Consider the following 16,332-nt stretch of genomic DNA (forward strand, 5'->3'; position numbering starts at 1 on the left):
CTGCAACCGGGACTTCAGACTAACAATGCGAACCTGCGTCGCTGCGCTCCGACTGCCTGTCCAAGTGAGCGTGGAATGAGTGTCCAAATGATCGTGGGCTGAGTGTCCAAGTGTCGTGGAATCCGCATTGATCGTTTCGAAGGGGTGTAAATCATTTGGTCAAGAAGCTGCCTTTTGGTCTCATTATTCGCCCTAATAGCTATGTTAAAAGAAGAATCATAAGGATCGTTAAATGCCTCGGGCAATGTCATTCGAATTTGGTTGCTTTTTAGATTCTCAATATCCCAGCATGACCCGCACTCGTTATATCTGCCGAGTCGATATTTATAGATTGATTTAGGCATGACACTTTGCTTTAACTGTTGTGCAGCTGTTACGTTTACCGCTCTCAAATCATCTATCGTGACAATTAACTTCACAAGTTCATCATAAATACTTTCCGCATCCATTGCGGCTCTCCTAGTGGCGGCGTTGTGCGATGAGTAAATCAGAAGTTAATCACTCCCGTACATTTTTTGTCGACTGCTAGCTGCCTGACCCTGAGCATCCGCTTCTGGACAAAAGCGGGGGGCTACGGCTGCAACATCTGGCGGAGGAGTCAGCGCTCATATAGGCACGTTGAGTGGATCGCCGTCGCCATTGCGCATTGGAATGGAAGGGCTAACCTCAGCTAGATGCTTGGTGGCTGAACATGGGGATTGAAATGGACCTATTCCTCGCAGGGCTGAAGGAGATCGCCGGCGCTTCGTCGCAGCTCACTACATGGGCGCTGGCCATGCTCGGCGGCTCGGTAGCTGTCGTTATTGGGTCTTCGCATTACAGCCCAGCTGGCCGGAGATGGCGTAGCTTGTACTTTCTCCTAGCTCCAGTCTGGATCTTCCTGCTGGTATCCGTTCGGGCGGGCAATGAGCTCTCGCGTAGCTACCTAGCTGCGTTGTTTACCAAGGGTGCTGCTCAGGATAAGGCGTTCAATCAGATCAACGCCGACTTCCAGGCCCAACTGGATTACCTATTCTACGGGGTCATCGCGTTTGCACTTTGGCTCACAGCCTATCTTCTTTGGTGGGTGCTGTTTCGCGACGTTGACCGCGGGGAGGGCGACGCATGACATCGAACTGGGTTGTTGGAGTGCTGTTCTGGATGGTTGCGATAAGCGCTTCTGCGGACATCACATGCAAGTGTGAGTCCTTCCCATTTATGCCTTCGCCTCCTTGTCCAAAGGTATGCAGGGCCCTTTTGTTCGAGAAAGCGGACATTGGCACGCTTACGACAAGCCTGGAATTGTCGAACGACGAAGTCCAAGCAGTTGAACGATATCGCCTGCGCTTTGGATTCACCGATACACCGAATAAACCGATTGATTGGGATGTGGAGCTTACGCCTGAAGAAATTGCCGATGTCACGAAGGTAAAGCAGAGGGTCTTCGACCTCGATAGACAGCAGATCAAGCCTCTGATCAAGACAGTCAAACCAGCCGACCGGACAGTCCCCTACTCTGAGTGGGTCGAGCACAGGCAGGAACTCCAGGTACCGATTGAGCTAAAGGATGGTCTGAAATAGTCCCGAGTCTTTGACTTACTGCTTCTGGCTGCGGCAGCCGCACCTGCCAGGCAGCGTTTGGCCGGTTGTTACCTGTCGCGACCGGAGGCTTCAGGTCGACTGCTGCCGGTTGCCAACAGCCGGAGTAGACCCATTGCGGCCATTAGCGACAGGCGAAAATCAGCCAATAGCGGACATGCGTTGATATCCAAATAGACCTATCCCTAGGAGATTGCTCCATTTTTACCAGCCGTGGGGAATTCCGTATTTGCGTGTTTTGAGACGCATGTCGTCAGCTTCGATCGTAAACGCTAATTTCGTCAGGAGAAGCGCACGCACTCGCTTAGTCCGTCTAGATGGTCATCTTTGGTATCCACACCGAAAGCTTCCAAAAACTTCTTCGCAAAGATGTCTTTAGGGCCTTCTTTTCCTTCTTCTTTATTGAGAACTCTAGAGATGGAGCTGACGAAAAGGTCAGCAATTTGCATAAGAGGCGAAATGCTAGAGTCCTCGACTTCAACTACGTCAATGTAAACATTTCCTTGAAAAATATTTTGTGAAGCATTCTGCAGTTGCAGCTTTATCTCCATTACAGCCAGTTTGTCTTTGGATACCTCTTCCGCGTCTTTCCGGAACTGTAGGTTTCGAGGGAGTACTGCTCGACCCGACTTATTCTCTTCTGATATTCCCTGGATCACCATGTGGTAAAACAGCTTGTTCAGAGTGTCGTCTACATTGTAGAGGCCACTTCTTACGACACCCAGCCCCTTAAAGGAGATAGAGGATGAGTTTTGAACAATAGCCCCGAGAAGTGCTTCGTAGGCTTCTAGATTTCCTTTGCCGATTTCCTTAAAGTGCATTTCACCCTTGAACCCAATCTCCGTCTTCTTCTGATTAATGGCAGCTGTTAACTTCATTGTTTCATAACTGCGCAGAACCCAAAGGCTTCCGACGAGCAGATATTTCCCGGTTTTGCCGCTTTCATCAGCGTAGATGCAGTACACCGGATGGGAAGGTCTCACTTCAAGCGCGCGCTGCTTTTCTTCTTCTTCAAGTTTTCCTCGAAACTTTCGAACCTCGGGTGAGGCGATAAAAAGGCCAAGTACATTCTGTACCACAGCACGTGCACGAGCAATTGAGTGAAGTCGTTGTAGCTTTGGATAGTTTTCGAAAGATATATCACCGCCGCTGTACAGATCGGTTTGGAAGGTTTTCCAATAGATGATCTGGCATTTCACATCCGAATCGCGAGCTTGAGGGTAATGGTTAAGAATCCAGGCAACTCTGTCTGTTACGCGTGTCGGGCTGTTGCTTGCAATTGCGGAGAGTACCCTTATCTTTTCCGCCTCGTTGTCCTTCCTCTTTCTTTGAAGAACTACTGGTAGCTCTTCCTGCTCTTCATCTTCTGTAGGTGTGACGGCGATGTCGTTCATCTCGATTCCCTTCAGCAGCCAAGCGTTGGCTATATGCCAGCATTACTCGTGAAAGGATACCCGTCAACTAGCAAAACAGGGCGTTCATCGCCTAGCGATTCGCGCCTCTGACCCCGGCACCAATCATTCCCACCGGTTTGTCTTCCCTGATGGTCAACCTGCAGGATCAATGGGGTCAGAGTTATTGATTTTAGAGGATCAATGTCTCTGACCCCATTGATTGTGCGCCAGGTCCGGTTGAGCGCAGGGCAGGGATCAGCGTCGCCATCATTTCAGCAGGAAACTTGCTTCCAAGATATCGCCTTCGAGTTGATCGGGTCGGGTTCCTTCACCCAGCATCCATCGAGCAGCCGCGTGAACGGTTGCGTCTGAGAACGACTTGAGGCGTCCGGGACTCGAAGCGGTGCCGATTAATCCGTCTGAACCTATGAAATAGCCAACGAAGTTTTTCTGAAGCTTTAGTCTTCCGTTCTCCTCTTCGAACTTAGATTCATGGTGATTGAATGCGCGACTTGTTCCCCCACAGAACAAAAACTTAAATGGGCTGCTGGGCATAGCATTTCCAGTGCACCCGTCAAGAGCGACAATGGCGGCTGCCGAGCGCAAATAGACTTGCTTCATCGGCGCCCGGCCTGAGAACGCAACTGTCCGAAGCAGGGTAAGACCTTTGCTCTCGGTGCCGCCGACCTCTGGCGAATTTTGGTTAGTGCTTTGAAGCATGGCTTGTCGCCGCGCCCATGCGTGGTCTGCTGCCTCAAGATCACACTCGTCAATCCTTCTGGCTTGATCCCAAAGCCGCTCGAACCATTCAATCATCTCTGAGCGTTCTATTGTCGATGCAGGCAGCGCAATGCCTGCCTCCTTCCAAGTTTGCGAATTGACTCCTTCCAGCGCAAGGCCGTTGGTTGAAAGGTTTGCCGATGACACCAAGGCGCCACCGTCGCTGATGAGAACCTTCGCATGAAGCGTATCGAGTTGTAGGATTGAAACGTTTGGCTGCGCTTTGATTGAGCGAACGACCTCAGGATTCGTTCCACCTGACTTCAAGTTGCAGATTATCTGATACCGGTTGGCATTTTGCCCGACGATTTCGGCAGCACCATGCCCCCAGAATGCGACCGCAATCCTTATTGGCTCCGTCGAAACATGCAATCGCATAAGCTCTCTTACCTGTTCCGCAATCTCAGATGCTGTACCGAGAAATTTGATGGTGCTCATATGTGTGGGCATTTCTGATCTCTACTATTAGGCGACATGCCCTGTCGCTATGGCGTGTCGTATAACGTTCCTTGTCATCCTGTAAGTCCTTGTTTTGCCTGAAAGTGGTCACTGCGAACGCGACACTACTCGAGGAGAAACACGACATGGATGGCAAGCCCAGGCTGCTCAATCAGTTTAGGCACCAGACCATGCGACGCCAGTCATTTGCCATTATTCTGTCGACCGTCCGCTCCTGGCCGGAAGCGGCCCTTTGGAGCGGCAGTTCTCGGCCAAAAGCGGGCGCTTGCTTGGGCTTGCGCCTTGCCAAAGGCTGATATGCAAGAAATCCTAAATTTGAGCGAACTGCATATACCGGATGCGGATTCAGTGATGGCGCAATACAATCACCATCAACATTGCAAGCACAAGGAGATGAGCCTTGCACATTTTGATCAATCGCGCCGCTTTACTCCGGGCCGAACTGCATCGCCCCCCGGCTTTCAACCTGTTCACCTTACTGCGCAGTGGCTCGGATGAAGTGCGCCTGCACTCTCGCTACTTGGCCTTCTTGCTCAACCCCCAAGGCGCTCATGCGGCCGGTGGCAAACTGCTGCAGTTACTGCTAGACGCATTGAATATCGAGGGTTTCGACTGCCGCGACGTCACGGTGGAGGTTGAGTACCGCAACGTCGATATCCTGATCCGTAACGCCAAACGGCAAGCGATCATCATCGAAAACAAGCTCTACGCCGAGGACCAGGAGGCTCAGTTATTTCGCTATCTGGAGACCCTTCAGGGCGAGGGCTACCAGACCTATCCGCCGGTCTACCTTACCTTGGATGGCCGCGATGCTGATCCCCGCAGTTGTCTGGGCATCGATTACCAACGTATCAGCTACGCCGCCGACATCCTGCCATGGCTGGAGCAATGCCAACCGTGGGTGATCCGCGAAGCTGCCGTGCGTGAAAGCCTGCTGCAATACATCGATCTCATCGCAAAATTGACCTTCCAGAACCAAGGACATGCTTACATGGACGCTATCAAGCAGACGTTACGTCAGGGCAACAATCTGCTCGTGGTTCGGGACTTGCAAAAAGCCTACATCGAGACCTTGAAAGACCTGCAACTGGAACTCTGGCAAGCGGTTGCGCAGTGTATAGAGGTTAAATATCCCGAGTTGCCAAAACCCTTTAAAGCGCCGACGGCGGCGATAATCGACCGCTACTACAGCGCGGTCCGGGATAACCGCCATTTTGGCCTTTTTTACGAGCTCGGCTCTGTATCAGGCGCGGTTTACATCGAGCTCAATCACCGCTTTTACTGCGGTTATTACTGCGATGCCGACACCCATCCGCATGATTACAGCCGCCTGGATGCACTGACGGCGCTGTTAGAAAACAACGGAGTCAGTAGCAACGGTTTGCTATGGCGCTACACCACTGAACTCAACATGAAAAATCCCAGCGATGAGCATTTGATGGTACTGACCAACCCTGAAAAGAGAGCTCGCATGGCGGAACGCATGGCTGACGATTTATACGACCTCTGGTCGAGTGTTAGTAGGTTGTGCGACGTGCAGAGTCGTGATTGATCGAATGAATCTACCCCTGCTTTGTAGAAACTCGATGGACCAGTTTTGGCCGCTTTCTGCAAGTCGGGATCTTTAAACTAGATGGTCAGATCTGGTGCGTGATGCAGATACACATCTTTGACTACGTAAAACGGGCGCTCTCAGGCGCCCGTCGTTCCGTCAGCTTTCAACCTGCGCCTGAAGCCGCCGACCAATCACCTCCAGCAAATCGCACCCATCCCGCAACGGAATCACCAAAAGCTGTGCAAAGTCCGAAAGCACCACCGTATCGCTGGTGATTTCAGAGCGAAATGCAATGTTCTCCAGCACCTGGGTCACCACACGGATGCGGTAATCAGCTGTGGCGTGTAGTACGTCAAGCGGCGCTTGGGTGTCGATGAGCAGGGAAGCGGGAGTGCAGTCGATGCCGGTGATGGGTGTGTATCTTTGCATGGGATTGCTCCAATTAACTTAAAGGGCTGATCCGATACGCAGGTCGCCAAACCTGATCACCCTATTCGGCGATGGGATGACTATAGGTTTCACCAGATTGGACGGGCAAGACACCTGCTTCCGAGAGCCTTGTAGGAATCGAGACAGTTTTTTGCCAGAGATAACCGGGCAGACAGAGGCGCAGTCAAACCTGATCGACACTGGACAGTTACCCAGCGGGGATCTACCGTCGCGAGCGGCCCGGAGTCATCGAGCCAGGTGCTTTGATTAATAAAGGAGAGGGGACATGGAGCAATGGACGCTGCACTGGCTGGAGGCCTCGGGGAGTCTTGCCGAGCTTCGCCGAGAGCTGGTTGACGAGTTTGACGCCGCTTACGAGGCTATTGCTCGCCTAATGCCCCCGCCGCGACTCGATGTCCTGATTCAGCGGCTACCGGGCGAAACCATTCCAGAAATGGGCCTGGTAGGACGGGCGTATCGCAGCTCCATGTTTACCATGACCCTTGATCCCGACAATCCGAATTTCTTTTCCAGCCTACGCACCGGCGCACTGCGTCGGCATGTTGTTCATGAGGTTCATCATTGCCTGCGCATGGGCGGCCCTGGTTATGGTTGGACATTAGGCGAGGCGTTGGTCAGCGAAGGGCTTGCCGGTCAGTTTGTTCGGCATGTGCTTGGTACTGATCCGGAGCCTTGGGAGCATGCCATCGCATCTGCCGATCTTTTACGCTCACCGGTTGGGCTGCAAACTCTTGAATCACGGTATTACGATCACAACGAGTGGTTCTTTGGTTTTGGCGACAAACCCAAATGGCTCGGTTACTCGTTGGGTTATCAAATGGTCGGACGTTGGCTTGCGTCGAGGGGCGAAACTGATATTTCGACCTGGGTCAACGCATCAGCAGCAGACATCATGGCCAATGCGCTGGAGGAAGGTTTGGTATCGGCTGAGTCCTGAACGCTTGCCGCAACTTTTCAATTACCTGGCTGATAGAGGGCCCTTGGATCGCTGGCGGCGTGGGGCTCTCACCAAACTCACGCCAGATGAACAACGTCAGCTCTGCGCCATCGGTTAATGTCTGGGCGTTCTCTTGAGTCCCGAATGTTTCCAGCAACCTGTACCGCGCATCTTTCCAGAACAGTGCCTCGATCCAGTCGTACACCGGGATGAAATGGAAGTGGATGGGGTAGCGGGGATCGTGGCCGAAGCGGCTGATGTAAAGCCATTTGGGGTTCAGTTGTGTTTCAACGACGCTCTGGATGTTTGCCATCAGGCTGCCCAGCTCTGCGAGTGCGGGTTCGGGCAATTGGGCCAGTGAATTAACGTGATGCTTGGAGCCGAGCATGAGGTAGCCGGGTAGGGCGGAGGCCAGGTGGTGGTTGACTACCCAATGGGGCGTTTCATCGAGGATGAAGTAGGGGGCTATTTCCAATGCTGACTCCGTGTTAATGATTGGAATCTCCGTTAGGTTCTGTACGAAATCCTTTGAAACCGCCGCCACCGCCGCTAAACACTAACATTCGGTAGAGTTCGCGCCCATCGAAGGCAGGAGGCCACGATGGTGAAGCGTTACGAATTCCCGATGCAGCCTGGGAGCTGGTTGTTGATCTCTTTGAACCGCCTCGGCGCAGTGATGACTGCTCGCCACGTCTGATCATTACACTCAAGGCCCTCTCGCACGGGGTTATTGGAGTCAGTAACCTCTCTCTGCAGACACGTTCGCAAAGCGTTTATCAGGCGACATTCAACCGGCTTATTTACGTACAGGAGACCTTGGTTTATTCGCCAAGGAGAGCTACATGTGACAGGCCGAATAAAGACATGATATCGAGCACAATTGTTTTGTTAATGCCAGGAAAACTGCTGAAAACCAGTAGCGGCAAGGTCATGCGCAACGCAATACGTACTCAGTACATCGATAATAAGCTCGAGCGATGGCAGGGTTAGTGTTGTTCACAAATGCCTACTATAAGGATGAATTCCATGGAAGATTTCGCTGCAAGCAATCCCGACTTCGACAAGCACGTCCAACGCGCAGTACTCAGTATGCCAGCAGCGCAGTTGCTGGGGTTTCATTACAATTATCTGAAGCCAGGTCATTGTGAAATTGAACAGCCGGCGCGCAAAGAACTCACTCAGCATAATGGATATTTTCAAGGTGGCATCGTCGGAGCATTGGCAGATTTTGCTGGAGGCTCGGCCGCTGGGACGCTGCTGCCGCCTGGCTGGATCAATATGACCACTGATTTCACCGTCAAATTAATCGCCCCGGCTGACGGTGAAAAGCTACTAGCCAGGGGGAGAGTCATCAAAGCGTCGAACAACACCACGGTTGCGGCTGCCGATTTATTTGCCGTGAAACAAGGTAAGGAAACCCTCTGCGCCACGGCGCTGGTGACGATGCGAAATATTCCCTTGAAAGCATGAAATAGCTATTGCATAGCGCCGCGAACACGGCAGAGTCCAGATGACCGACAATGCCCGGTTGGCATTGTTGGTGGTCCGGCGTCGATACGGAGTTCGTAGATGAGTCATCACAACTCACTCTCAATAAGTCCCCGATACAACTCCCTGCGCCTTGAACCCATCAAGCGCCGCCACCCCCACCGGCATCAGCCCCTGCTTCGACATCCCCGTCGCCTCGGCCAACGCAACCAAATGCTCCCTCCCGTTGCGCCGAGGCGGTTGGGGATGGTTACGCTCCGAGCTCCGTTTGCAGCATCGTCAAAAACGCCTCTCTGGCAGGATGTTTCCCAGCGTTTTCATGCCAGTAAAAAAGGTTATCGATCCCCGTCAGTTCAGGAAACTCATACCCCGTCCAACCCGCCCGCTGGCGGTATTGCTCATAGATCCCCCGAGGCACCAGCGAGACGCCGGCACCCGCGCTGACACAGCCAACGATGGCGCCATAACTGGCGATGCTGGTGATCGGTTGTACCTGACCATGACGCAGCAGCCACTGCTCCAGCGCCAATCGATACGGACAGCCCGTGGGCCACATGAAGATTGCCTTGCCTTGCAAATCGGCAGCGCTGCGCAACGGGCCGTGGGACTCGGAGGCGATGAGCACCAGGTCTTCGCGGTACATCACCGCTCGCTTGAGGCCGGGCCGTTCGATGTCCACCGCTACGATCACGCCGTCGAGCCGGTGATGCTGGATATCGTCCAGCAACTGCGCCCAGGTGCCGGTGCTCAGTTCCAGTGAGACTTGCGGATACTGCGCGTGGTATTGGGCGAGCAACTGAGGCAGGCGCCCGGTGGCGCTGGACTCGATGGCGCCTATGCGCAGTGGGCCGCTCGGTGCGCGGGTGGGGGCGACTGCGCGGCGGGCCTCTTCTGTCAGGCTCAGTATTTTTGTCGCGTACTCCAGAAACACTTCGCCCGCCGGGCTGACTTGCAGCCCGCGACCTTTGCGGAAAAACAGCGGCGTGCCGAGTTCCCGTTCCAAGGATTTGAGGCGCGCGGTGATGTTGGACGGCACGCAGTGCAGCACTTCGGCGGCGCGGGCGATGCTGCCGGTGTCGCAGACCGTCTTAAGCATGCGCAGTTGGGACAGTTCCATAGCTCACCAAAACTGAATAGTGGGCTGAGTTTAAGTCACTTGTGCTGAGGTGGGGTGGTTTCGATACTTCGATTCAAATCGGTCAGTGAGCAGGAACTTTAGATGGAAACGCGTTTTGCGCGGGTTGAAGGTTCCTCCGGCAAAACCGGTGTGAAAGTTATCCTGGCGACGCTGTTGGTGATCGTTTGCTGGGCCTATTCGCCGATCGGGATTCGCATTGGCTTGCAGGCTTATGAACCCGGTCAACTGGCGCTGATGCGTTTTCTCATCGCATCAGTGTTCATGGCCCTCGTTGCAATGGTGAAGGGTATTTTCTGGCCGCGTCTCAGGGATTTGCCGTTGCTGGCGGTGTTGGGTTTCTTTGCCGTCAGCTTGCACCACATCGCCCTCAATTACGGTCAGCGGGGCGTCAGCGCCGGGGCGGCCAGTGTGCTGGCCCAGTCCACGCCGTTGTTCAGCACGCTGCTGGCGCATTTTGTCTTCAAGGACAGGGTCAGTGGTTGGCAGTGGGGGTGTGTGCTGTGCGGCTTGCTTGGCGCGGGCGTGGTGGTCGCGGGGGATCGTGGCTTGGGTGACATGGACGCCCATGGGTTATTGATCCTGTTGGCGGCGCTGTCCTGGAGTTTGTATTTCGCTTTGCAGAGGCGCCATGCCCATCGTTATGACGGTTTGACCCTGGTTTGCTACACCGTTTGGTCGGGCACAATTCTGTTGTTCATTTTTGCGCCGGGCATGTTGAGCGCGGCGTGGCAGGCTTCGGCTTCGGTGAACCTGGCGGTGTTGATCCTCGGTATTTTTCCCAGCGCGTTGGCGTACCTTGCTTGGGCTTACGTGCTGGCGCACAGCAACGTGAGCCGCGCTTCCATGGTGCTTTACCTGATACCGCCCACGGCGATGTTGATGGCTTCTTTGGTGTTGGCTGAGCGCCCGTCAGCGATGGTTATTGTTGGGGCGGTGATTGTGTTGATGAGCGTGCTGGCGTTGAGGCTTGAGCCGGGGAGTGGGGTAAAAGTCTCAGGTAGTAGAAGATTATCTGGCCCGGATTGAGCTTGGGGTTTATCAATGAATCCTGTGTTCTGCTGCGCGGTTTTTTGGGGCTGCTGCGCAGCCCAGCGGGGATAAATCCCCTCGCCACAGGTTGCGTTATGCTTACAACTTTGAACGATCGTTCCTCACGCTCCGCGTGGGAACGCCGCCAGGGACGCTCCGCGTTCCGCTTCTGGAAGGTGACGCAGAGCATCACGGGATGCATGCCCACGCGGGAGCGTGGGAACGATCGTCCGAACGAGCGGGTGCACTATTTCTTGACCGGAAAATCCTGCCCCCACACCCGTACCGTGCTGACCGCCTCGCTCATGGCTTCAAACACGAACTTCTGGCGCACGGCGGTCTTCGCCGGAATGGTGACTTCATCCGGGTTGCCCAGCCCGGTGAGGCGGTTGGAGTAACCCGCCTGGTCGATGGCCAGCAGCACGCCGGTCTGGCCGAGGTTGACCACGCGCAGTTGGGTGTCGGTGCTGTTCTTGAAGCCAAGGGTGATGCTGACGTTTTCGTCGCTGGGCTCGAGCTTCAATACTTCAACGGCGATGCGATCTTTCATTTGCTCGCCGGAGGAAATGATCGCGGCGCCATCGGTGCCTTGGGCCGATTCGCGGCCATCGAGCACGCCTTCACTGACGCCGCCCAACAGGTTCTTGCCGGCGGTAATGAACGTTGAAACGGCGGCTTTGGTCGAGTCTTTGATGAGGCTGCCGTCCACCGGCTCGCCTTCGGCAAAGCACAGGGAACTGAGCAAGAGGCTGGAGACGAGGAGGGTGGAGCGTGACGGCAGAAAAGTCATACCTGGATCCTTGAGGGTGGCCTGCGACATCGCCTGTCAAAAGGGCGAGCGGCAATGATAGCCGTGATCGAGGACCATTAGCGATTTACCTCGTTGAGTTTTTCCGACCGCGCGCCACGTTCCAATCCCAGGGTGATTGCGTTGAGCGAACCCGGCGCAGGCCTGGGCGCGCGCGTCTGATCCGTACTTTCCTGCCTCAGGTGCCCCTGTAATGAACCCGAGCCCCACCCCAGAATAACCGCGCGGGTAGCCTCTCGGGCGGCCGGTGTACTGCAATGTCTTGATTCAGGAGTGCTCATGGCGAAGATGGCGTTTTTTTTGGGTGGTTTTTTGGCGCTGACCCTTTTGATCGGCGTACTGGCGACGATCTCGCCGGTATAGGCACGGTGGTTGGCGCTTTCTCCTGGCGACGCCGTGACGATTTCATTGAACAGACCGGTGCCCATAACGACTAACCCCAACAGGCCACTTGATTTGCGCACTGGATCACGTGGCGTTTTACCTGGCGCGGCTGCGTGACACATGCGCAGCGGCAGGACTCAAGGGGGAAGCGATGATTGAGGGATTCGAGGGTTTTTTCACCGGGTACACGTTGCTAGGTATTTCGTTGGCGAGCTGGATCTTTGCATTTTGCGCTGCTGTGCTCAGCTACGTGTTTGCAAGAACCGCGATCTGGTTTGTTTTCAGGAGAATCCAGGCTAGGGCGGGGGCGGGCGATACTCACCTTGGTCACATTGCCAGCCAGGTGCTGTCGGCAACCAGCAACGCGCTGCTGTTATTGGCATCGATTCTGGTCGGGATAGGCCTACTTGATTTGCCTGAGCGCTGGCTCAGTCGTGTCAGCAGCCTTTGGTTCGTGGTGGCGGCGTTGCAGGTCGGCTTATGGACGAACCGAGCGTTGGCGCTTTTGCTGCACCGCTATTTTTCTGTCCATGGTGCGAATGGGATATTTCAAGCAAGTGCCTTGGCGACCCTGAGCCTCTGGGGCGCAAGGGTGCTCCTATGGGCGGTGATTTTACTCGCGATGCTGTCCAACGTTGGCGTTAACATCACGGCCTTTGTGGCGAGCCTTGGCGTCGGTGGTATCGCTGTGGCGCTCGCGGTGCAGAATATTCTTGGCGATGTGTTCGCCTCGCTGTCGATTGCCGTTGACAAGCCATTCGAGGTGGGCGACTTCATCGTGGTGGGTTCGCTTGCCGGTACGGTGGAGCGCGTTGGCCTGAAGACGACCCGCATACGAAGTCTGGGGGGCGAACAAATTGTCATGGCGAACGCCGATATGATCGGCAGCACTATTCAGAATTACAAACGGTTGCAGGAGCGTCGGATTGTTTTCGAGTTTCGCCTGACTTATGACTGTTCAACCGAACAGGTCAGGCAGATCACGCAACGGGTTGAAGCCATCATCAGGAATGAAGACCAAGCCCGGTTCGATCGGTGTCATTTCAGAAGTTTTGGCCAGAGCGCGCTGGAGTTCGAGACGGTCTATATCGTTCTGGACGCCAGTTATAACGTCTACATGGACGTCCAGCAGAGGATCAATCTGAAGGTCATGGAAGCGGTTGCTGACCTGGACACGAAATTTGCTTTTCCGTCACATACCGTCCATGTCGCTTCATTGCCCGACTCCGTGGCACTTCGCTCGGTCACGCCGCATTCATCACGCGCAGGGCATGCTTGAGCCTGCGATCTATATTTTTTGTGTCAGGCTCAAGAGATCGCAGCCTCGCTTCGCTCGACAGCTCCTACAGGGGCCAGGGGCGAGCGCTTGTTATCGATGCAGGATGACCTGTGCGATCTCTTGCAAGCCCATCACCCGTTGTGCGGCGTTGAGTTTGATCGCTTCCTTGGGCATGCCGAAGACCACGCAGCTGGCTTCGTCCTGGGCCACGGTGGTGCTGCCGGCGTCGAGCATTTCCTTCAGGCCGCGGGCGCCGTCGTCGCCCATGCCGGTCATGATGATGCCGGTGGCGTTGCGGCCGGCGAATTTGGCCACGGAGCGAAACAGCACGTCCACCGAAGGGCGGTGGCGGTTGACCAGTGGACCGTCCACCACCTGCACGTGATAGAACGCGCCGCTGCGGGTCACCATCATGTGTTTGCCGCCTGGAGCGATGAGCGCCAGGCCCGGGTGGATGCGGTCGTTGTTGCGGGCCTCGCGCACTTCGATCTGGCACAGGCTGTTGAGCCGGGCGGCAAACGAGGCGGTGAATTTTTCCGGCATGTGCTGGACGATGACGATGCCCGGGCACACCCGTGGCAGGGCGGTGAGCACCGCTTCCAGGGCCTGGGTGCCGCCGGTGGAGGTGCCCAGGGCGACGATGCGTTCGGTGGTCTGCGCCATGGCGTGGCCGTTGGCGGCGGGCAGCACGGCGTCGGCGGTGAGTTTGGTCGCCGGTGTCAGCGCGATCGGGGCGGGACGCTTGCCCAGGTTGCGCACGTTGACCTGGGCGGCGGCCCGGATCGCCGACACCAGTTCCGGCGCCGACTCCAACAGAAAGTTCTTCAGGCCGGTGGTGGGCTTGGTGATGATTTCCACCGCGCCGGCAGCCATCGCCTGCAAGGTGGTTTCCGCGCCCCGGGGCGTCAGGGACGAGCAGATCACCACCGGCGTGGGGCGCTCGCTCATGATTTTTTTCAGGAAGGTGATGCCGTCCATGCGCGGCATTTCCACGTCCAGCACGATCACGTCGGGCCATTCGCGGGCCAGTTTGTCCATGGCGAAAATCGGGTCGGCCGCCGCGCCCATGACGTGGATGTCCGGTGTGTCGCTGAGGATCGCCAGCAACACCTGGCGAACCACGGCCGAGTCATCCACCAGCAGTACATTGATCTTTTTTGACATGGTCAGTGCCGGGTCCTTATAGGTTGGTGCCGGACCCACACATCGCCGCTGCGCAGATCGAAAATGATGCTGCGGTGGCCGGTGCTGCCCATGTCCTGGGCAATTAGGTCGAGGCGATAGAGGGCGGCCATTTCCAGCGCGGCGTTGACGTTCAGCCGCGCCACATCGCCGTAGGGCACGTGGCGTTGCAGCTCGGGGAACATCTCGCCGCCGCCGAACAGCTTGAGTTGGTAGTCCTCGGGTTCGGTGCGATAAGCCCGGGCCTGACGGATGAACAGTTCGATGGCTTCGTCGGCGTAGAGGCCGTTCAGTGCGGTGGAGCAGCGCCCCCGACTGGGCAACATGAAGTGGCACATGGCGCCGATCTTGCGTTCCGGGTGCCACAGCGTGATCGCCACGCAAGAGCCGAGAATTGTGCGCAGGCGGGTTGGGCAGGTGGCGAAGCGAAACTCCCCTGGCGCCAGGTACAGCTCGGCCACTTCGCTGATGGCGGCGCTCATGGTTTGCGGTAAATCGATGGCGCCACCAGTTTCAACGCATCGGACACGCCGTTGAGGCTTTCTGAATGGCTGACGATGAAGTACCCGCCGGGCTTGAGCCGGGGCAGCAAGCGGGCAACCACTTTTCGTTTGGTGGCTTGGTCGAAATAGATCATGACGTTGCGCAGGAAGATCACATCGAACTCCCCCAGCTCCGGCAAGGTGTCGTTGAGGTTGACCTGGATAAAGTTGACCCGGTTGCGCAAGGCCCGGTCGATGAGGAACGTGCCTTGCTGGCTGCCGGTGCCCTTGAGGCAATATTTCACCAGCAGCGGATGGGGCAGGTTGCGGGCACGTTCCATCGGGTAATGCCCGGAGCGCGCCTTGGCCAGCACCTGGCTGCTGATGTCCGAACCAATGACTTCCCAAGGCGTGGTGCCCAGCCCTTCGGCCAGGGTCATGGCCAGGCTGTAGGGTTCTTCCCCTGATGAACTGGCCGCGCTCCATAAGCGCAAGGTCTTGCCCGGTGTCGCGTGGGGCAATACGTGCTGGCGCAGGAAATCGAAATGCTTGGGTTCGCGGAAAAAGTAGGTCTCGTTGGTCGTCAACAGGTCCAGCGCTACCTGCAACTCATCGGTGCGCTGGCCGTTCATGATCAGCTTGAAATACTCGCCGTAGCTGTCCAGCTCATAGTGTTTGAGACGCTTGAACAAGCGCCCGGCCACCAGGGCTTTCTTGGCTTCGGACAGGCTGATGCCGGCGGCCTGGTACAGCCAGGACTGGAACTGGCCGAACTCGCGGTCACTGAGCACCAGTGAACTTGCCGTGCGTTCCTTGCAAACATCAGCGTTCACGGGGCATCCACTTCCAGCGCGCTCGGGCTGGCTTCTGCGAGTTGGGACATCTCGTCGATGGACAGCACGCGGTCCACCTCCAGCACGATGACGAACTTGCCATCGACCTTGGCCATGCCACTGATGAAATCGGCACGGATCTTCGCGCCAAAGCTCGGTGGCGGCTCGATTTGCGAGGCCGGGATTTCCAGCACCGCCGACACTGTGTCCACCAGCAGGCCAATGTCCTGGGCCTGGCCGTCGGCGCTGGCCGCCTCGATGATCACCACGCAGCTGCGGCGGCTGATCGCCGAGTTCGGCCGGCCGAAACGGGCCGACAGGTCCACCACCGGCACGACCGCACCACGCAGGTTGATCACCCCGCGTACGAAGGTCGGCATCATCGGCACCACGGTCAGGTTGCCGTATTCGATGATTTCCTTGATGCACAGGATGCCGATGGCAAACATCTCCGTGCCGAGCATAAACGTCAGGTATTGCGCTTCTTCCTCGACCGCGAGGGCCGTTTGACGTGTGGTCGCGATGGCGCCCATGCCTTTATCTCCTTTAAGCGAGC

General features: G+C 56.1%; 19 protein-coding genes. 7 read left to right on the forward strand and 12 right to left on the reverse strand.

The annotated features are described in order from the left end of the window. Nucleotides 1–14 precede the first annotated feature (14 nt). Complete coding sequence (locus AACY42_RS08635; protein ID WP_339478611.1) at nt 15–449, reverse strand: hypothetical protein; 435 nt, start codon at nt 447–449, stop codon at nt 15–17. 254 nt (nt 450–703) lie between these two features. Between AACY42_RS08635 and AACY42_RS08640 the strand changes: the two genes are divergently transcribed. Continuing rightward, complete coding sequence (locus AACY42_RS08640; protein WP_339478613.1) at nt 704–1,108, forward strand: hypothetical protein; 405 nt, start codon at nt 704–706, stop codon at nt 1,106–1,108. Beyond that, nucleotides 1,105–1,560, forward strand: a complete 456-nt coding sequence (locus tag AACY42_RS08645; protein ID WP_339478615.1) for a hypothetical protein — start codon at nt 1,105–1,107, stop codon at nt 1,558–1,560. Before AACY42_RS08640 ends, AACY42_RS08645 begins: the two co-directional genes overlap by 4 nt. A 299-nt stretch (nt 1,561–1,859) precedes the next feature. On the opposite strand, the gene AACY42_RS08650 is transcribed toward AACY42_RS08645, so the two are convergent. Then, a complete protein-coding gene (locus AACY42_RS08650) occupies nt 1,860–2,972 on the reverse strand; it encodes a DUF3800 domain-containing protein (protein WP_339478616.1) in 1,113 nt (370 codons plus the stop codon). 267 nt (nt 2,973–3,239) lie between these two features. Continuing rightward, on the reverse strand, nt 3,240–4,190 hold the full coding sequence (locus AACY42_RS08655; RefSeq protein WP_339478617.1) for a phospholipase D family protein: 951 nt from the start codon (nt 4,188–4,190) through the stop codon (nt 3,240–3,242). 421 nt (nt 4,191–4,611) lie between these two features. Between AACY42_RS08655 and AACY42_RS08660 the strand changes: the two genes are divergently transcribed. Continuing rightward, entirely contained in the window at nt 4,612–5,763 is a 1,152-nt protein-coding gene (locus AACY42_RS08660) for a PDDEXK-like family protein (protein ID WP_339478618.1), read from the forward strand. 159 nt (nt 5,764–5,922) lie between these two features. Here AACY42_RS08660 and AACY42_RS08665 read toward each other — a convergent pair whose 3' ends face one another. Continuing rightward, the gene (locus AACY42_RS08665) at nt 5,923–6,195 is read right to left on the reverse strand and encodes a hypothetical protein (protein ID WP_018601122.1); all 273 of its coding nucleotides are present in this window, start codon (nt 6,193–6,195) and stop codon (nt 5,923–5,925) included. A gap of 286 nt (nt 6,196–6,481) precedes the next feature. On the opposite strand from AACY42_RS08665, the gene AACY42_RS08670 reads away from it, so the two are divergent. After that, a complete protein-coding gene (locus tag AACY42_RS08670; protein ID WP_339478622.1) occupies nt 6,482–7,153 on the forward strand; it encodes a DUF2268 domain-containing putative Zn-dependent protease in 672 nt (223 codons plus the stop codon). On the opposite strand, the gene AACY42_RS08675 is transcribed toward AACY42_RS08670, so the two are convergent. After that, a complete protein-coding gene (locus tag AACY42_RS08675; protein WP_339478624.1) occupies nt 7,107–7,628 on the reverse strand; it encodes an HIT family protein in 522 nt (173 codons plus the stop codon). The two genes, AACY42_RS08670 and AACY42_RS08675, sit on opposite strands and share 47 nt — an antisense overlap. A gap of 551 nt (nt 7,629–8,179) precedes the next feature. Between AACY42_RS08675 and AACY42_RS08680 the strand changes: the two genes are divergently transcribed. Next, nucleotides 8,180–8,623: a PaaI family thioesterase gene (locus AACY42_RS08680; RefSeq protein WP_339478626.1), complete on the forward strand. Its 444-nt coding sequence runs from the start codon at nt 8,180–8,182 to the stop codon at nt 8,621–8,623. A 268-nt stretch (nt 8,624–8,891) separates the two neighbouring features. Here the strand turns inward: AACY42_RS08680 and AACY42_RS08685 are convergent, their stop codons facing one another. Further along, complete coding sequence (locus AACY42_RS08685) at nt 8,892–9,758, reverse strand: LysR family transcriptional regulator (protein WP_339478627.1); 867 nt, start codon at nt 9,756–9,758, stop codon at nt 8,892–8,894. Nucleotides 9,759–9,860: 102 nt separating this feature from the next. Here AACY42_RS08685 and AACY42_RS08690 point away from each other — a divergent pair, with 102 nt between their 5' ends. Beyond that, entirely contained in the window at nt 9,861–10,805 is a 945-nt protein-coding gene (locus AACY42_RS08690) for a DMT family transporter (RefSeq protein WP_339478629.1), read from the forward strand. A gap of 250 nt (nt 10,806–11,055) precedes the next feature. Here AACY42_RS08690 and AACY42_RS08695 read toward each other — a convergent pair whose 3' ends face one another. Together AACY42_RS08695 and AACY42_RS08700 are read right to left on the reverse strand one after the other, a co-directional pair. Beyond that, the gene (locus AACY42_RS08695) at nt 11,056–11,598 is read right to left on the reverse strand and encodes a hypothetical protein (RefSeq protein WP_339478631.1); all 543 of its coding nucleotides are present in this window, start codon (nt 11,596–11,598) and stop codon (nt 11,056–11,058) included. A 77-nt stretch (nt 11,599–11,675) separates the two neighbouring features. Then, nucleotides 11,676–12,044, reverse strand: coding sequence for a hypothetical protein (locus tag AACY42_RS08700; RefSeq protein ID WP_339478633.1), 369 nt, complete (start codon nt 12,042–12,044; stop codon nt 11,676–11,678). Between the two features lie 107 nt (nt 12,045–12,151). Here AACY42_RS08700 and AACY42_RS08705 point away from each other — a divergent pair, with 107 nt between their 5' ends. Then, nucleotides 12,152–13,279 (forward strand): mechanosensitive ion channel family protein, encoded by a 1,128-nt coding sequence (locus AACY42_RS08705; RefSeq protein WP_339478634.1) that lies wholly within the window; start codon nt 12,152–12,154, stop codon nt 13,277–13,279. A gap of 90 nt (nt 13,280–13,369) precedes the next feature. Here the strand turns inward: AACY42_RS08705 and AACY42_RS08710 are convergent, their stop codons facing one another. Genes AACY42_RS08710 through AACY42_RS08725 form a run of 4 tightly spaced genes read right to left on the reverse strand, consistent with a single transcriptional unit; the run spans nt 13,370 to nt 16,309 of the window. Continuing rightward, the gene (locus AACY42_RS08710; RefSeq protein WP_339478635.1) at nt 13,370–14,443 is read right to left on the reverse strand and encodes a protein-glutamate methylesterase/protein-glutamine glutaminase; all 1,074 of its coding nucleotides are present in this window, start codon (nt 14,441–14,443) and stop codon (nt 13,370–13,372) included. A gap of 2 nt (nt 14,444–14,445) precedes the next feature. After that, nucleotides 14,446–14,943: a chemoreceptor glutamine deamidase CheD gene (cheD, locus tag AACY42_RS08715; RefSeq protein WP_339478637.1), complete on the reverse strand. Its 498-nt coding sequence runs from the start codon at nt 14,941–14,943 to the stop codon at nt 14,446–14,448. After that, a complete protein-coding gene (locus AACY42_RS08720; protein ID WP_339478639.1) occupies nt 14,940–15,776 on the reverse strand; it encodes a CheR family methyltransferase in 837 nt (278 codons plus the stop codon). Before AACY42_RS08720 ends, cheD begins: the two co-directional genes overlap by 4 nt. Beyond that, entirely contained in the window at nt 15,773–16,309 is a 537-nt protein-coding gene (locus AACY42_RS08725; RefSeq protein ID WP_018606024.1) for a chemotaxis protein CheW, read from the reverse strand. The genes AACY42_RS08720 and AACY42_RS08725 overlap by 4 nt, the downstream gene beginning before the upstream one ends. Nucleotides 16,310–16,332: the final 23 nt, after the last annotated feature.

This window comes from Pseudomonas sp. RL_5y_Pfl2_73 (assembly GCF_963970515.1).
Lineage (GTDB): Bacteria > Pseudomonadota > Gammaproteobacteria > Pseudomonadales > Pseudomonadaceae > Aquipseudomonas.

Excerpts from the sequence above, each read along its gene's own strand:
- AACY42_RS08665 (WP_018601122.1), bottom strand. The coding sequence starts at position 6,195 with ATGCAAAGATACACACCCATCACCGGCATCGACTGCACTCCCGCTTCC.
- AACY42_RS08710 (WP_339478635.1), bottom strand. The coding sequence starts at position 14,443 with ATGTCAAAAAAGATCAATGTACTGCTGGTGGATGACTCGGCCGTGGTT.
- AACY42_RS08645 (WP_339478615.1), top strand. The coding sequence starts at position 1,105 with ATGACATCGAACTGGGTTGTTGGAGTGCTGTTCTGGATGGTTGCGATA.
- AACY42_RS08650 (WP_339478616.1), bottom strand. The coding sequence starts at position 2,972 with ATGAACGACATCGCCGTCACACCTACAGAAGATGAAGAGCAGGAAGAG.
- AACY42_RS08695 (WP_339478631.1), bottom strand. The coding sequence starts at position 11,598 with ATGACTTTTCTGCCGTCACGCTCCACCCTCCTCGTCTCCAGCCTCTTG.
- AACY42_RS08685 (WP_339478627.1), bottom strand. The coding sequence starts at position 9,758 with ATGGAACTGTCCCAACTGCGCATGCTTAAGACGGTCTGCGACACCGGC.
- AACY42_RS08700 (WP_339478633.1), bottom strand. The coding sequence starts at position 12,044 with ATGGGCACCGGTCTGTTCAATGAAATCGTCACGGCGTCGCCAGGAGAA.
- AACY42_RS08670 (WP_339478622.1), top strand. The coding sequence starts at position 6,482 with ATGGAGCAATGGACGCTGCACTGGCTGGAGGCCTCGGGGAGTCTTGCC.
- cheD (WP_339478637.1), bottom strand. The coding sequence starts at position 14,943 with ATGAGCGCCGCCATCAGCGAAGTGGCCGAGCTGTACCTGGCGCCAGGG.
- AACY42_RS08725 (WP_018606024.1), bottom strand. The coding sequence starts at position 16,309 with ATGGGCGCCATCGCGACCACACGTCAAACGGCCCTCGCGGTCGAGGAA.
- AACY42_RS08680 (WP_339478626.1), top strand. The coding sequence starts at position 8,180 with ATGGAAGATTTCGCTGCAAGCAATCCCGACTTCGACAAGCACGTCCAA.
- AACY42_RS08705 (WP_339478634.1), top strand. The coding sequence starts at position 12,152 with ATGATTGAGGGATTCGAGGGTTTTTTCACCGGGTACACGTTGCTAGGT.
- AACY42_RS08690 (WP_339478629.1), top strand. The coding sequence starts at position 9,861 with ATGGAAACGCGTTTTGCGCGGGTTGAAGGTTCCTCCGGCAAAACCGGT.
- AACY42_RS08635 (WP_339478611.1), bottom strand. The coding sequence starts at position 449 with ATGGATGCGGAAAGTATTTATGATGAACTTGTGAAGTTAATTGTCACG.
- AACY42_RS08655 (WP_339478617.1), bottom strand. The coding sequence starts at position 4,190 with ATGAGCACCATCAAATTTCTCGGTACAGCATCTGAGATTGCGGAACAG.
- AACY42_RS08640 (WP_339478613.1), top strand. The coding sequence starts at position 704 with ATGGACCTATTCCTCGCAGGGCTGAAGGAGATCGCCGGCGCTTCGTCG.